Annotated in this window: 13 protein-coding genes; 12 read left to right on the top strand and 1 reads right to left on the bottom strand. The window is 44.9% G+C overall.

All coding sequences use genetic code 11. From position 1 onward, the window contains the following. Positions 1-59 precede the first annotated feature (59 nt). The 9 genes from K6Y31_RS03285 to mtgA all read left to right on the top strand — a co-directional run bounded on the left by K6Y31_RS03285 (position 60) and on the right by mtgA (position 12,811). Positions 60-2,993, top strand: a complete 2,934-nt coding sequence (locus tag K6Y31_RS03285) for an EAL domain-containing protein (RefSeq protein WP_233051407.1) — start codon at positions 60-62, stop codon at positions 2,991-2,993. A gap of 126 nt (positions 2,994-3,119) precedes the next feature. Then, a complete protein-coding gene (locus tag K6Y31_RS03290) occupies positions 3,120-3,557 on the top strand; it encodes a hypothetical protein (protein ID WP_233051408.1) in 438 nt (145 codons plus the stop codon). 136 nt (positions 3,558-3,693) lie between these two features. Continuing rightward, positions 3,694-5,061 (top strand): TolC family protein, encoded by a 1,368-nt coding sequence (locus K6Y31_RS03295; protein WP_233051409.1) that lies wholly within the window; start codon positions 3,694-3,696, stop codon positions 5,059-5,061. Between the two features lie 15 nt (positions 5,062-5,076). Further along, a complete protein-coding gene (locus K6Y31_RS03300) occupies positions 5,077-6,807 on the top strand; it encodes an efflux RND transporter periplasmic adaptor subunit (RefSeq protein WP_233051410.1) in 1,731 nt (576 codons plus the stop codon). Next, the gene (locus K6Y31_RS03305) at positions 6,804-9,959 is read left to right on the top strand and encodes an efflux RND transporter permease subunit (protein ID WP_233051411.1); all 3,156 of its coding nucleotides are present in this window, start codon (positions 6,804-6,806) and stop codon (positions 9,957-9,959) included. Before K6Y31_RS03300 ends, K6Y31_RS03305 begins: the two co-directional genes overlap by 4 nt. Positions 9,960-9,981: 22 nt before the next feature. Next, entirely contained in the window at positions 9,982-10,572 is a 591-nt protein-coding gene (gene copI / locus K6Y31_RS03310) for a copper-resistant cuproprotein CopI (RefSeq protein WP_233051412.1), read from the top strand. Between the two features lie 66 nt (positions 10,573-10,638). Continuing rightward, positions 10,639-11,076 carry a DUF411 domain-containing protein gene (locus K6Y31_RS03315; RefSeq protein WP_233051413.1) on the top strand — a complete coding sequence of 146 codons (438 nt, stop codon included), beginning with the start codon at positions 10,639-10,641 and terminating at the stop codon, positions 11,074-11,076. A gap of 142 nt (positions 11,077-11,218) precedes the next feature. Continuing rightward, positions 11,219-12,025 carry an HAD family hydrolase gene (locus tag K6Y31_RS03320; protein ID WP_233051414.1) on the top strand — a complete coding sequence of 269 codons (807 nt, stop codon included), beginning with the start codon at positions 11,219-11,221 and terminating at the stop codon, positions 12,023-12,025. Positions 12,026-12,115: 90 nt separating this feature from the next. Continuing rightward, positions 12,116-12,811 (top strand): monofunctional biosynthetic peptidoglycan transglycosylase, encoded by a 696-nt coding sequence (gene mtgA, locus K6Y31_RS03325; protein ID WP_233051415.1) that lies wholly within the window; start codon positions 12,116-12,118, stop codon positions 12,809-12,811. A gap of 36 nt (positions 12,812-12,847) precedes the next feature. Here the strand turns inward: mtgA and K6Y31_RS03330 are convergent, their stop codons facing one another. Further along, on the bottom strand, positions 12,848-13,333 hold the full coding sequence (locus K6Y31_RS03330; protein ID WP_233051416.1) for a DUF4190 domain-containing protein: 486 nt from the start codon (positions 13,331-13,333) through the stop codon (positions 12,848-12,850). 208 nt (positions 13,334-13,541) lie between these two features. On the opposite strand from K6Y31_RS03330, the gene K6Y31_RS03335 reads away from it, so the two are divergent. From K6Y31_RS03335 to K6Y31_RS22490, 3 genes are all read left to right on the top strand, one after another. After that, positions 13,542-14,282, top strand: a complete 741-nt coding sequence (locus tag K6Y31_RS03335) for a spermidine synthase (RefSeq protein WP_233051417.1) — start codon at positions 13,542-13,544, stop codon at positions 14,280-14,282. 373 nt (positions 14,283-14,655) lie between these two features. After that, on the top strand, positions 14,656-15,249 hold the full coding sequence (locus tag K6Y31_RS03340; RefSeq protein WP_233051418.1) for a DUF922 domain-containing protein: 594 nt from the start codon (positions 14,656-14,658) through the stop codon (positions 15,247-15,249). A gap of 18 nt (positions 15,250-15,267) precedes the next feature. After that, the coding region (locus tag K6Y31_RS22490) for a DUF922 domain-containing protein (RefSeq protein ID WP_427901890.1) at positions 15,268-15,515 on the top strand (248 nt) is incomplete at its 3' end.

The following is a 15,515-nucleotide window of genomic DNA, read 5'->3' on the forward strand; positions in this document are numbered from 1 at the left end:
TTTCTTTTGACTAAACTTACCAGTGAAAAGTATGCTGATTTAGAATTTAGGAGTGGCGCTTGTTAGAAGCTCTGTATTATGTTTCCGCTGGAATTTGTATTTTTGCCGCTAGTTATAGTGGTTTCGTTGCCTTGCTAACACAAAAGTCGAAACTGTTTCTTCACTTTGCTTGGGTCTGTCTATGCGTAGCCGGTTATCAAGTCTTTTCGGTTCAATACCTGATTGCCGCTGATACCCATACCGCTATTGAGCAGTTACGCTGGCAAGTTTTTTCTATACTCGCCCTAACACCTTCATTTTTTATCTTTATTGCAATCTATACCCAACAGAAGCATTACTCATTTGCCTTCAAAGTGATTACGTTATTTTGCCTATTAATGATGCTTATTAACTATGAACAGCCACTCACGATAAGATTTGAACAGGTAATTGAGCGCGTAAACATAGGGCTACCATGGCAACAAAGCATTAGTTTAATAGAAGGCGACCTTTCGCCTTGGGGGAAATTAATGCATACCTTCTATCAGGTTTTACTTTTCTGGGTGGCCTATCGCAGTTGGGTACTGTTTAAAAAAAATGAACCAAGAATAGCTATTTTTTTTAGCCTTTATATTTTGGCTCAGCTGAGCTCTGCCATCCTAGGTATCATGATAGATGCAGGCTTAGTTAAGATGTTCTACACCGTTGGCTTTGCCTTTGTTATTTTAGTCATGTTGATGAGCTTTAGTCTGGCCCTTGACTTTAAAACAACTAGCCGACGCATTGTCGCGCAAACCGTCAAGCTCACAGCAGAACGCCGTCAGCGGTTAATCGCGCAGAAAAGCCTCAATATGATGGCTCAAGTCGTCGACCAATCTCCTTCTGCTTTATTGATTTTAGATTTAAACGGTTTTGTCGTTGAATGTAACCAAGCTTGTGATATTTTTTGGCACCGCCAGTTGGCTGTTGAACGGGTCAATTTTTTAGATTTCTTATCCCAACTCTACCCCAAAAAACGTCGAGAAATCACCGACATTAGCCACAAAGAAAACATTCAGCTGCCCCCTGTCAACCTCAGTGAATGCAGCACCCCTTATTTTGCTAATCATCGTAAACAGTCTATTTTAACATTCAAAATTTTTATCACCCGTGAGTACAATCAGGCAAAACAAATTATTGTGTCCTGCTCCGATGTCACCGCGCAAGAGCAACAGCAAAAAGCGATTCGCCACATTGCTCGAGGAGTCGCCTCAGCACAAGGTGACGATTTTTATCATGATCTTATCGCCAACTTAGCCAAGCTATTTAATGCCAAGTACGGATTTATTGGCTTTATCTCAGAGCAAAACAAAAACATAATTAGAACCTGCTCTGTGGTAGAAGATGACAAAATAGTCAGTAATTTCAATTATGAGCTAGCCGAGTCTCCTTGTACCCATTTATCTCAATGTGATGTGTGTAATTTTCCAGCTCATGCCCAAACGCTGTTTCCCAATGACATCTTAATTAAAGAAAAGGGCATAGAAAGCTATATTTGTACCAAGATAAAAGATGAAAACGGCAAAGCAAAAGGGCTGATAGTTTTAATGCATAACGAAAAAATGCCTGATGATGTACAGCTTAGAGATATTTTGGACATTTTTTCGTCTCGTGCAGGAGCCGAGATGCAGCGAAGCCAAGCGCAAGCAGACATTAGAAAAATGGCATTTGAGGATTATCTCACTCACTTGCCTAACCGCGCTTTGCTACTTGAGCATTTAAATGGACAAATATCCAAACTAAGATTGAACCAAGAACAAGCCATGCTGATCGTGATGGATCTCGACCACTTTAAAACCATTAACGATGTATTGGGCCATGATGTGGGTGATGATATTTTACGGCATATCGGAAAACGCTTAAGCGAGCATTGTTCTGATGGTTTTTTCATTGCCCGTCAAGGCGGTGATGAATTTGCCTTAATCAGCCGTCATTCTTGCTTGTATGACAGTCAAATCAAAGTCGCGCTCGATAAACTGCAAAAAATAATCAATCAACCACTACAAATAGGTGAGCATAAAATAGATATAGGTGCGAGCTTTGGTATTTGTCAATTTCCCAAAACCGATGAGAGCGCACTTGATGTCATACGTCACGCTGAACTGGCTTTGTATAAAGCGAAAAGCAATGGTCGAGGGCGCTATACGGTATATGAGCATAGCTTAGAGAAAGTGGCCCAAGAGCGCATGAAAATGCAGCAAGCATTGAAAAATGCCATCGCCAACGAAGAACTGTTGTTATTTTTTCAACCTCAAGTTAGGCAAGATGGCTCGCAATTTGGCGCCGAGGTGCTATTACGCTGGTTTTCGCCCATTTTTGGTTTCGTCTCCCCCACTAAATTTATACCATTAGCGGAAGAAACCGGACTGATCCACAGCATTGGCGAGTGGGTATTTAATCAATCACTGCACTGTATAGAACAATGGCAGAAAAACTCTATTCCCTTTAAAGGACACCTTTCCGTTAACGTATCGGCTTGGCAATTTGCACTACCCGCATTTGCCGACGACATTATCAGAGCAGTAAATAATAAAGGCATAAAACCAAGCTCAGTGATGCTTGAGGTGACAGAAACAGGCTTGCTTATTGATATACCCGACACGATCCAAAAGCTTTCGCAAATTCGTAAATTTGGTATTGAAATAGCGCTGGATGACTTTGGCACTGGTTACTCATCAATGGCTTACCTGCGAGATCTCCCGCTCGATTTACTCAAAATAGATAAAACCTTTATCGACGAGCTCGGCAAAAGTGATCATTCACCGATTACTGAATCAATCATTTCGATCGGCAGGAGTATGCATCTCAGTGTGATCGCCGAAGGTGTGGAAACCCTAGAGCAATCAAATCGGTTAGCCGCGCTGGGTTGTCATATTTATCAAGGTTACTACTATGCTAAACCCATGTCTGAAGACGACTTTGTGGCTTGGTTATTCACACATAATCATTCCCCAAACATCGCCTTATTAAGTTAAAAACCGTAAAACCTATGCCGTATCAATAATTAACTAAATTTAACCATATATTAAGTCGCCATGTAATTGACTCTTACTTATAAAAAGTGGTTATAATCAAAACGTATAATTATTGGGGATATTGTGATGCAGCTAAGTAGCATTCACAAAATTTGGATTTGCCTACTCACCCTCACCGCCTTGGTGATGTCGAGCAGTGCCTCCAGTTCCGCGATGATGAATATGCAAATGGCTAGCTTGACCAGCAACGCAACCATACTCCGCACGTCTGCAACCGACATGGATATGGCCAGTGAGCAAAAACACCAAGCACAAATGCCACACTGCAATGAACAGCAAATGCCGAGTCATCAGACCTTACCAACTGAAGCTAATGGCTCCGACCATTGTAACAAAATGGCCGCAAATGATTGTTGTCCCGCAGTATGTATTAGCCTCGCAGTGCCCCTAACCCCAAGCGAGCAAATCATTGTTCGTCAACCTCATCGTACCCTGGTTGCCCTTGAGAGCGCAGGCCAAGTTATCGCCCGTGCATCCTCTTTATATCGCCCCCCTATAAGTTAATTCCAACACATATTGAATACCGCCCGAGCTTAGCTTACGGCGCTCACTATATGTCGAAGTAAAAAAAACCTGTTTCTGTTAAGGCTTAGGCTTTGCCGCGCCTTACCCTGTTTTTTACTCAAGATTGGAATGTATCGTGAAAATTAAACTTACGATGTTAGTGTTGGCACTCGGTGCTAGCCCTATATTTTTCACCCCGGTGTGGGCGAACGAAATACAAGTTAACCAGCCTGCTGAGGCAAACCTTAGCCTTAAGCAACTGATTGAATACGCACTTAATCGCGATGCTAATCGTGAACAGTTAATGGCCCAGTCTTTCGCCATGCGTGAAACTGGCGTGGCCAGTGCCACCTTGATGGATCCCAAAATCAAGGTGGGTGTGGGTGGTTTACCCATTGATACCTTGGGTTTCGACGACGACCCCATGACCAATATTTCCATTGGTTTTATGCAGCAATTTAGCCGTGGCGACACCCTTGCACTGCAACAGCAAAAAATGAATCAACAAGCAGAGGGACTTGAACGACAGCTTGGCTTGCGTGAATTAGAAGTGGCTAATGCCATGACCAAGCTTTGGTTAGAGCTGGGGTTCCAACAGCAAGCGGCCAAAATATTGCAACAAAACCGCAGCTTAATGAAAGAGATGGTGCGCTTTATTGATACCAACTACGCCATTGGTAAAGGTGAGACGCAAGACCTACTGCAAGCGCAACTGCAAGTCAGCCAACTTGATGAAAAGCTGCAAGCTAACCAACAAATGCAGCGCCGTATTATGTCACAGCTCTCCGAATGGTTAGGTGCAGATTGGCTTAAAGACGGCCGCCCACTGCCCACTTCAAACCAGCTCGAATGGCCTAGACTTGACGAGTTATTGTCAAGTAATCAGCACAATAACGAACATTACCCGCTGCTAGAAAAACACCCTATGATTGCCATGACCAAAGCCAGTATTGCAGGAAATCAAACCCAAGTGGCTATCGCCAACGAGGCTTACAAGCCTGAATTTGGTATTGAAGTGATGTATGCCAATCGCCAAGCAAACGGCATGGGCGGTAAACCGGCCTCCGATTTAATCAGCGCTTACTTAACGGTCGATGTGCCTTTATTTACTGGCAACCGGCAAGACCGCAATCACGCTGCGGCGCAATATCAATTGGGCGCGGCAAAGGCGCAGCGCGATCAACTGCTGCGGCAAATGAATGCCCAAGTGAATGCTTTGTTGGTAGACAAACATAATCTCAATGAGCGCATTGCTCTCTATCAAAACACCTTGCTCAAACAAGCCAAGGCCACCACTAAGGCGGTTGAGCGCGGTTATGAAAATAACACCGCGCAATTTAATGACGTCATCGGCGCGGTCAGAGCTGAGCTCGCTTTATCTCTCGAACAATCGCGATTAGTCACCGACTTGAATATCACCCAAAGCAATCTTGCCGCCCTGTTAGGTGGCTTTGATTATCAAGTTGAACAGCCTCAGGTTGCGCGCCCAAGTGCAAGAAAATAATAGAGAATAATAACAATGAAAACATTTAGTATTGCCACCATCACCTTATTAGTGGGCGTTGCACTAGGTTATGTCGCCAGTGATGCAGGTCAGCCTTATCTTGTTGCACTGACTGGCGCAGCAGCAAACCAAGAAAACCCAGCCGCCAGTGATAAGCCCCTTTATTGGGTCGCGCCAATGGATCCCAACTATCAGCGCGACAAGCCGGGTAAATCCCCTATGGGCATGGACTTAGTGCCTGTTTATGCTGAAGATTTAGCGGGTAATAATGACATTGCGGGCACCGTTAAAATTAATCCTGCAGTGGAGAATAACCTCGGTGTTAAAACCCAAGGCGTCACCATTGCGCCCTTAACCCCGCAAATTGAAACCGTCGGTTACATCGCCTTTGATGAAAGTCGTCTTTGGCAAACCAACGTGCGCGTCAGTGGCTGGGTAGAAAAACTCAACATTAACGCCGTCGGTGAGCGAGTCAATAAAGGCGATGTCCTATTTACCTTGTATTCACCTGAACTAGTCAAAGCCCAAGAAGAATTACTCAACGCCTATCGCACCGAGCGCTCAGGACTGATTAAGGGCGCAACCGAGCGTTTAGTCACCTTAGGGGTGGATCGCGCGCAAATAAAACAAATCGTGCGCCAAGGCAAAGCGCAACAAAACATCCAAGTAAAAGCTTTAGACAGCGGCATCATCGCTAGCTTAAACATTCGTGAAGGCGGCTATCTTTCACCGGCGCAAGCGGTGATCAGTGGCGGCCCGATTGATGAAGTGTGGGTTGATGCCGAAGTGTTTGAGCGCCAAGCCCATTGGATCAAAGCAGGCTCAAAAGCCAGCATGAGCTTAGACGCACTGCCAGGGCAAAATTGGCAAGGAGAAGTGGATTACGTCTATCCGATCCTCGACCCTAAAACGCGCACCTTGAGAATGCGTTTAAAATTCAGCAACGCAGACTACGCCCTAAAGCCAAACATGTTTGCCAACATCACCTTACAACCACAAACTCAGCAAGCCGTGATGACCATTCCGAGATCTTCAGTGATCCGCTCTGGTGGTATGACCCGAGTCGTATTATCTGAAGGTAATGGCAAATACCGCTCGGCGCGCATTGAAGTGGGCCGAGAAGCGGGCGAGCAAATTGAAGTTTTAGCGGGCTTAACCGAGCAAGATTTAGTGGTTACTTCGGCGCATTTTTTATTGGATTCAGAATCCAGTCAAACCGCCGATTTATCGCGTATCAATAGTATTGAGCCGGCGCTAAACAGCGTATGGGCCAAAGGCGAAATCACCCAAGTGATGGCGGGGCATAACATGCTCACTATCAACCACCAGCCGGTAAAGGAATGGGATTGGCCGGGGATGGTGATGGATTTTACCTTGGCGGATGGTTTGCAGTTAAAAGATGAAAAAGTAGGTCAAAATATTGATTTTGAAATGCAAAAAACTGCTGCCGGTGGCTATGAAATCATTAATTACCAAGTGAGCGAAAGCACAGCCCCGACTGAAGTTTGGGCAAGTGGCACTATTTCGATGCTGATGGCAGACTTTGGCATGATCACTATCGCGCATCAAGCCGTGAACGAACTCAATTGGCAAGCGGGCGAAATGAACTTTAGTGTTAACGACAGCGCAGCAAACAAGATTGATCTCAGCCAGTTTGCCGAAGGGCAAGAGGTGACATTTTTACTGCAAAAACAGGGGCAAGCATTTCAGTTAATCCAAGTGGTTAATAAAGGGGATAAATTATGATCCCACTGATTATTCGCTGGTCCATTAACAACCGCTTCTTGGTGTTAGTTGCCACAGTATTTCTGGTCTTAGGCGGCTTATACAGCGTAAAAAACACGCCAGTTGATGCCTTGCCGGATCTATCCGATGTACAAGTGATCATCAAAACCAGCTATCCCGGCCAAGCGCCGCAGGTGGTAGAAGATCAAGTGACCTATCCACTTACCACCGCGATGCTAGCGGTACCCGGCGCAGTCACGGTGCGTGGTTACTCATTTTTTGGCGACTCTTACGTTTACATCATTTTTAATGATCAAACCGATATGTACTGGGCGCGCTCACGGGTACTGGAATACTTAAGCCAAGTAGCCCCGAAATTACCGGAGAGCGCTAAGCCAACCTTAGGCCCTGATGCCACTGGGGTTGGCTGGATCTTCAATTATGTATTGCAAGATAAAACCGGCCAGCACGATTTAGCAGAGCTGCGCAGTTTGCAAGATTGGTTTTTAAAATACGAGCTACAAACCGTTGATGGCGTGTCGGAAATAGCCACCGTCGGCGGCATGGTTAAGCAATACCAGGTGCAAATCGATCCGGCCAAGTTGCGCGCGTATAACCTAACCTTGCAGCAAGTGAACATGGCGATCAAAAACGGCAACCAAGAGTCCGGCGCCTCGGTGATTGAAGTGGCCGAAGCTGAGCACATGGTGCGCACAACTGGCTACCTGTCCAATATCGAAGACATTAAAGCGCTGCCGTTAAAGGTCACCGATAAAGGCACGCCATTATTGTTAGGCGACATTGCCGATATTAGCTTAGGGCCACAAATGCGCCGCGGTATTTCGGAGCTCAATGGTGAAGGTGAAGCAGTAGGCGGCGTAGTGGTGATGCGCTTTGGCGAAAATGCCAGTGAAGTGATCGACAATGTCAAAATCAAACTTACCGAGCTGCAAAAAGGCCTGCCCGATGGCGTCGAAATTGTCACTACCTATGATAGATCGACTTTGATCAATGCCGCGGTCGATAACCTTTGGACCAAGCTGGCCGAAGAATTCATTGTGGTGGCGGTGGTTTGTGCCTTGTTTTTATTCCATATTCGCTCATCACTGGTCATAGCACTGAGTTTACCTGTCGGTATACTGTCGGCTTTTATTATCATGCATTGGCAAGGGATTAACTCCAACATTATGTCATTGGGCGGTATTGCCATTGCGATTGGTGCCATGGTTGATGGCGCGATAGTGATGATAGAAAACGTGCACAAACACATTGAGCGCACGCCGTTGACCGACAAAAACCGCTGGCAGGTGATCGGCAAAGCCGCTGAAGAAGTAGGCGCGCCGCTGTTCTTCTCATTGCTAATCATTACCTTAAGCTTTGTGCCGGTGTTTGCCTTAGAGGGTCAAGAAGGCAAAATGTTCTCGCCATTGGCATTTACTAAAACCTATGCTATGGCCGCCGCGGCGGGCCTCGCCATTACCTTAGTGCCGGTATTAATGGGCTATTTTATTCGCGGTAAAATTTTACCTGAGCATAAAAACCCAGTGAACCGCAGCTTAGTGGCGCTGTATCGCCCATTGTTAAAGCTCAGCTTGGCCTTCCCTAAAACCATGATAGTGGTGGCTTTAACGTTAATGGCCTCGGCTTATTACCCCATCACTAAGCTTGGCGGTGAATTTATTCCGCCCCTCGATGAAGGCGATCTCATGTACATGCCGACCACTTTCCCCGGCATATCCATTGGTAAAGCGCGTGAGATCTTGCAACAAACCAATAAGCTGATTAAAACCGTGCCAGAAGTGAAAACAGCTTGGGGTAAAGTCGGCCGCGCCGAATCTGCGACCGATCCAGCGCCATTAACCATGATTGAAACGGTGATCCAATTTAAGCCGCGCGCTCAATGGCGTGAAGGCATGACACCGGAAAAACTGCGCAAAGAACTCGATCAGCTAATTCAATTTCCCGGTATCACCAATGCTTGGGTCATGCCAATTAAAACCCGCATTGACATGCTCGCCACGGGGATTAAAACGCCGATTGGGATCAAAGTGGCAGGGCCAGATCTAAAGCAAATAGAAACCATTGGCGCCGCCCTTGAACCAATTTTAAATCAAGTGGCAGGCACGGCATCGGTTTACGCCGAGCGCGTAGCAGGCGGTCGCTATGTCACCATTGATATTAAGCGTCATCACGCCGCGCGTTATGGCCTTAACATTAATGAGGTGCAACAAGTGATCTCAACTGCTGTGGGCGGCATGAATGTCGGTGAAACCATTGAAGGACTACAGCGCTATCCCATCAATGTACGCTACCCGCAGGATTACCGTGATTCGGTAGTGAAGCTGCAAAACTTGCCTTTGGTTACGCCTAATGGTGCCCGCATTGCATTAGCCGATGTCGCTGATATTCGCTATGAAGACGGTCCGCCGATGATCAAAACCGAAAATGCCCGCCCCAATGGCTGGGTATTTGTCGATATTGAAGGGCGCGATCTTAGCTCCTATGTCGCAGAAGCTAAGCAAGCGGTGGCCGAGCAACTGGACTTACCCGCAGGTTATTCCCTCGCGTGGTCTGGACAATATGAGTATATGGAGCGCGCCAAGGCACGCTTGAGCATAGTGACGCCGATCACGCTGGCCATCATTATGTTGCTGCTTTATTTAAGTTTTCGCCGTGTTGGTGAGGTGCTGATCATCATGGCAACCTTGCCGTTAGCCATGGTCGGCGGCTTATGGCTAATGCATGTGCTTGGCTATAACTTCTCTATTGCCGTGGGTGTGGGCTTTATTGCACTGGCAGGCGTCGCGGTAGAAATTGGCGTGATCATGTTGGTGTATTTAAACCAAGCGTGGCATTACAAAAAATTGCATGCCGAAGAAAATCAGCAAGCCATCTCGGCGCAAGATTTAAGCCAAGCCATCGAAGAAGGCGCAGGTCTGCGCGTGCGCCCGGTGATGATGACGGTACTGACGGTGATCATAGGTTTAATCCCGATCATGTACGGTTCAGGTACCGGCTCAGAAGTGATGCAACGCATTGCCGCGCCCATGATCGGCGGCATGGCCTCAGCGCTAATGCTGACCTTACTGGTACTGCCCGCCATTTTCAAACTATGGAAAAGCCAAGAAATTAAGCGCAGCGCGCTTATGAATCAAACAACAACATCAAACTAAATTAATTGAAAGGATAACGACCATGAAAAAATCATTATTGGCATTAGCCATCACACTTACAGCCACCGGCAGTTGGGCGGAGACAGACAAAATTGATCACTCAACAATGGATCACTCGAATATGAATCATTCACAAATGGAGGATCACAGCCAGATGGAAATGCCCGCTGAAGCTGTTGATCACTCAAGCATGGATCACTCACAAATGGATGCCACCAGCATGGCCGGTATGCCGGGCATGACCGCGGTGGGTATGCCCGCTCCCGGCGCTAAGCCAGACAAAGTGGTGCATGTAATATTAAGTGATGATATGAAAATCACCTTTAAGCAAGAAGGCACTATCAAGCCCAATGATGTGGTGCAATTTGTGGTGATGAACACGGGTAAAATTGATCACGAATTTGCAATTGGCTCAATAGAGGAAATGCTAGAGCACCGTGAAATGATGAAAACCATGGCAGATCACAATCATGAAATGTCCAATGCCGTTACCGTTAAAGCCGGTAAAGCCCAGCAACTGCTTTGGCATTTCCATGGTGCAACTCAAGTTCAGTTTGCTTGTAATATTCCCGGCCATACTGAAGCGGGAATGGTGAAAAACATTCAACTTTAATCTCAACGAATAATAAGCGCCAATTAACCTTGGAGCTTCATTACCAACTAATCAAGAGAATTAACAATGAAAAAAAGCGCTTATGTATCAAGCTTTGTATTACTCATGTGGAGCAACTGGCTTTACGCCAATCCGACCATAGAACTTTATAAATCGCCGACTTGTGGCTGTTGCACCGAGTGGGCCACCATCATGGAGCAAAAAGGCTATGCCGTTAATGTGCATCACCAGTCTGATTGGACCGACGTGAAAAAAGCCCACTTTATGCCGCCACAACTGCAATCGTGTCACAGTGCCGTGATTGATGGCTATCTTATTGAAGGCCATGTACCGGAAGCTGATATTGCCCGTTTATTAAAAGAGCGCCCTGCCAATATTAAAGGCTTAGCAGCGCCTGGTATGCCGCAGCATTCACCCGGTATGGCTCAACCTGGTCAGCCTTATAAAGATTTTGAGGTGATTGCATTTTCTGAGGATAAACTGAGTATTTATCAACAATACTAATTTTCCTTAAATCAACTATGTTGAAATTGGCCGATTAAAGAGCAAGTTACATTTAGTAACACGCTTGCTCTTTATTTAGCCATTGGCAAAGGATAAACTACTAGTGCAATTCCTTTTTTTCCTATTATCTACTGGAGATGCCATGCCTGTGCTTATTGTTAGTGATCTTGATGGAACCCTATTGCAAGAAGATCATTCCTTAGCGCCTGAAACCTTAGCCGCTATTCGTAACTTACATGATGCAGGACGCATATTTGCAATCGCCACTGGCCGCCACCACACTGACGTGGCTGATTTAGCAAAAAAAATTGATCGCCCTATTGGCATGATCAGCTGTAATGGTGGCATGGCCATTGCGCCAAATGGTGAGGTAATCGCCAGTGCTTACATTCCAGACCATATCACTCAAGAGTTGGTACACCACCCCATGCCTGAAGGTGTCTTTTTAAACATGTACACCGACTTTAATTGGTATGCCACCGAAACCAATGCCAAGCTAGAAGCATACAGTGACAAAGCAGGGTTTAAGTGCGAATTAGTGACGCCTCACTTTATACAAGAAAAACAAGCGGTGAAGTTTTTTCTGTGGGGCGACCGCATGGGACTATTAGCGCTGCAAACAGAACTCATGGCCAAATACAAAGGCCAACTAGATTGCCTATTTTCATTGCCCCATTGTTTAGAATTGATGCCAAAAGGTGTTTCAAAAGCCACCGCTGTTGATGCGTTATGTAAACATTTAGGCTTAGCGGCTCACCAAGTGATGGCGTTTGGCGATGGCGAAAACGACATTGAAATGCTGCAATATGCAGCCTTTCCTAAAGTGATGTTAAATGCCGCTGAAAGTGTTAAAGCCGCAGTACCTCACGCTGAAATCATTGGTCATGCGCATCAGTTGGGTGTCGCGAATTATTTAACAAGCAGTATTCTACAGCCCGTAAACTCATAAATTACTGCTGGGGCCAACCTCTGGCCCCAGCCCCTTTCAATCCCTCACAAAGCTTTATATATTATCGCCCTAACGTCAGGGGGAATGAATATGAAATGGTTATTAAAAGCCTGTTTTACGGTTGCAGTTTTTATTATTGTCAGCTCACTCCTGATCACTTTCCCCCTTAAGTATATCAATCCTATTTTTTGGAGCTGGCAGCTACAGCGTGAGTTCAACCCACCGGCACTCTATCCCGCAGATGCCAAGTATCACTGGGTGTCTATTGATAACATTTCTAGCTCAATGCAATTGGCGGTGATCGCGGCCGAAGATCAATTATTTTTAAGTCACAATGGGATTGATATTGAGTCAACCAAACAAGCCATTGACGATATGATCATTGGCAAACGTTTTCGCGGTGCCAGCACCTTAAGCCAGCAAACCGTAAAAAATTTGTATTTGTGGCCGGGTAAAAGTATCACGCGTAAAGCCATTGAAGCTTGGCTTACTTTATTGATTGAGTGGCAGTGGGATAAGCAAAGGATCTTAGAAATTTATCTCAATATCGTGGAATTTGGCCCCGGTATTTATGGCGTAGAAGCGGCGAGTCAGCATTATTTTGGCGTAAGCGCTAAGCAACTTTCTGCGGCTCAAAGTGCACGATTGGCCGCAGTGCTACCTAACCCATATCGTTTCAGCGCCGCGGCGCCGAGTACTTATCAAATAAAACGTGAACAATGGATCAGGCAGCAAATGCGTCAGCTAGGACTAGCATATTTAAGGCCAATAAAGTTAGAGAGATAACACTTAAAGCATTTATTTTTAAATATATTTTCAGTATTACATCATATTTTCAAAAGCGACACCAAGCACCACTAAACCTATCCCTATTACGGTAAGGGCAATGCCAATGTAGCCGGTTATTAATCCCGCTAATGCCATACCATCTCCTGTTAGCTTGCCTTGACTTTGTCGAATATTACTGCGTGCAATATGACCACAAATAATCGCAATAAGTGAACCAAAGATAAAAATACCTAAAATACCAAAAATAAGGCTCACTACCGCTAAAGGAGACGTTTCAACAGGCCTATTCGGGGTTGCAGCCGCAAGGTTAGGCTGATTAGCTGCAGTTGAGTGTACCTGCCCCTGCGGAACAATGTGCTTAACCACCTCATCTTCGACAAAAAACTCCACCTTATCTAAGGTTTTTGGTGGAATATTGCCGCTCCAGCTTGCTAATGCAAACTCATAACGATTACCTTCATCACACTTGATCAGACCGGTTTGAGCTGCTTCATTAATATCTAAAACCGTACCTTGCATCTTACCCTCAACTTAAATCATCTATATAAAAACAAAACAATATAAACAAGCGAACCCTTTGGCGCGAGCAGAAAATATCACAAAAACGAAAAAACCATTGCTAACTCACTATTTCGAGCAGTGTTAGCCTCCTTACAACAGCAAGCTACATTGACCCTTTGCAAAATAGTCAGGATAATGCCGCTCATTTAACCTAAGGCCAAGTTATATGTCTGCGCAATTACTGTTTCAAACCCAAGATTCATGGGGCCCCATCGAAGTCAGTGAAGAAGGTGCGATTCGTAAGCTGTCATTTGGCCCCGGTGACGAACAAAGCCGCCAAGACAAGCGTCATCCCCACTTACCGGAGCATGAATATATTCAAGGGATGCTATTGGCGCTGTTATTCAAACAGCCAAAAAATGCCATGATTCTGGGTTTAGGCGCGGGTTGCTTAGTGAGCGCATTACACCATGCTGTACCCGGTATAAAAATAACAGCAGTAGAGTTAAGGGCGGCAGTGATTGATATTGCAAAACGATTTTTTCGACTGCCTCATGGTAAAAAGATAACCCTAATCAATGACGATGCAGTCATTTTTATCCAACAAAATCAGCACAAGAAAGTAGATCTATTGTTTGCCGACATATATCACGCAGAAGGAGTGGATCACGCTCAGTTAAGAAATGACTTTTTGCAACATTGTCGCTCCCAGTTAAAAGCGGATGGCATACTCGTGCTGAATTGTTGGCATGAGCACAGTGAAAATCATGATTTTGCCGCTGCCTTAAGAGCAAACTTTCCCTACTTATATGGCTGCCATGTCAGCTCTGGCAACTGGATTGTATTTGCCTCTCAAGCCAATATCGCCATACAGTTAGATCAAAGTAAATCAGCAGCACAGCAACTAAAACAGGTGTCAGATATTGATTTAACTCGACTTTTAAACCAGTTAAAAAATATTTGTTAAAAAAGAGAAAAAAGATTGAACCATTACAAAAATATCCGGTCATAACTAACAGATATGCTCAATAGACTCAGCACCTTGAAAGCAATCTTTAGCTAGTCAATAGCTCCTTAAATAAGTTTAATCGTGGTAATCGATTCGGTCTTACACCTAGTTTAGATACAATGCAGGAAGCAGTATCTGGGTGTAAGCAAGTTACCCTTAGGGCCTCTTTCGAGGCCTTTTTATTTTCTCCTCATATAAATCATCCCACTGTCAAATTAATCTAATAAAACCAAGTAACGTCTTCATCACCTAAGAAAAGTCTATGATTCGGCGTTATAATACTCGAACATGCTAAATAGAAATCGTTCTTAAACATAACAAAGAAGACAATATGGTCCGAATGCTCCGATTATTTTTACTTTCCTCTAGCTTTCTCTCGGTGTTGATTTCATTTCAACTTTGGGCCACACCTGAAATTACCATTCACTACAAGCACCTTGGCTTTTATGGTCAAACAGAGAACGCAATTAATGAGCAAGTGAGTAAACAGAACCCCTACTTTACGAAAACCAAAGTATTCCATAATGATAACAACTGGCAAAAAGGCTGGGTACTGATCACTAAAGAGTCTCCATCTGGCTGTAAAATTACCCACGTCAACACTTGGATAAAAATTGATTACCGATTACCTCGCTGGCTAGACCAAGCAAGTGCACCACAATCACTACAACTGAAATGGGAAGATTTTTATCAAGGTATTTTTATGCATTTAGATGGCCATAAAAAAATTGCAGTGGAAGCACTGCAGGCGATTGAAAAGTCGATACTAAAATTACCAGCGACCGCAACATGTGAAGAAATTAAGCAGCAAGCTGAAAGCTTAGCGCAACAGCATATTTTACAAATTACTCATGCTGAAGAAAAATATGATCAGGCTACACAGTTTGGTGTAAGCCAAGGGACGTCTTGGCTATTAACGCAGTAATTAACTTTCACCGTCATTATGCACGCTTCGCACTGTCTAAAATTATCGCCCCGCCATGGCCACATTGATGGCCATAAAAAAATTGCAGTGGAAGCACTGCAGGCGATTGAAAAGTCGATACTAAAATTACCAGCGACGGCAACATGTGAAGAAATTAAGCAGCAAGCTGAAAGCTTAGCGCAACAGCATATTTTACAAATTACTCATGCTGAAGAAAAATATGATCAGGCTACACAGTTTGGTGTAAGCCAAGGGACGTCTTGGCT

Source organism: Motilimonas cestriensis, assembly GCF_021295315.1.
Taxonomy (GTDB): domain Bacteria; phylum Pseudomonadota; class Gammaproteobacteria; order Enterobacterales; family CBDFNC01; genus Motilimonas; species Motilimonas cestriensis.

What these genes read in the sequence shown, in the direction of transcription:
- K6Y31_RS03290 (WP_233051408.1), top strand. Translation starts at nt 3,120, where the DNA reads ATGCAGCTAAGTAGCATTCACAAAATTTGGATTTGCCTACTCACCCTC.
- K6Y31_RS03300 (WP_233051410.1), top strand. Translation starts at nt 5,077, where the DNA reads ATGAAAACATTTAGTATTGCCACCATCACCTTATTAGTGGGCGTTGCA.
- K6Y31_RS03305 (WP_233051411.1), top strand. Translation starts at nt 6,804, where the DNA reads ATGATCCCACTGATTATTCGCTGGTCCATTAACAACCGCTTCTTGGTG.
- copI (WP_233051412.1), top strand. Translation starts at nt 9,982, where the DNA reads ATGAAAAAATCATTATTGGCATTAGCCATCACACTTACAGCCACCGGC.
- K6Y31_RS03315 (WP_233051413.1), top strand. Translation starts at nt 10,639, where the DNA reads ATGAAAAAAAGCGCTTATGTATCAAGCTTTGTATTACTCATGTGGAGC.
- K6Y31_RS03320 (WP_233051414.1), top strand. Translation starts at nt 11,219, where the DNA reads ATGCCTGTGCTTATTGTTAGTGATCTTGATGGAACCCTATTGCAAGAA.
- mtgA (WP_233051415.1), top strand. Translation starts at nt 12,116, where the DNA reads ATGAAATGGTTATTAAAAGCCTGTTTTACGGTTGCAGTTTTTATTATT.
- K6Y31_RS03330 (WP_233051416.1), bottom strand. Translation starts at nt 13,333, where the DNA reads ATGCAAGGTACGGTTTTAGATATTAATGAAGCAGCTCAAACCGGTCTG.
- K6Y31_RS03335 (WP_233051417.1), top strand. Translation starts at nt 13,542, where the DNA reads ATGTCTGCGCAATTACTGTTTCAAACCCAAGATTCATGGGGCCCCATC.
- K6Y31_RS03340 (WP_233051418.1), top strand. Translation starts at nt 14,656, where the DNA reads ATGGTCCGAATGCTCCGATTATTTTTACTTTCCTCTAGCTTTCTCTCG.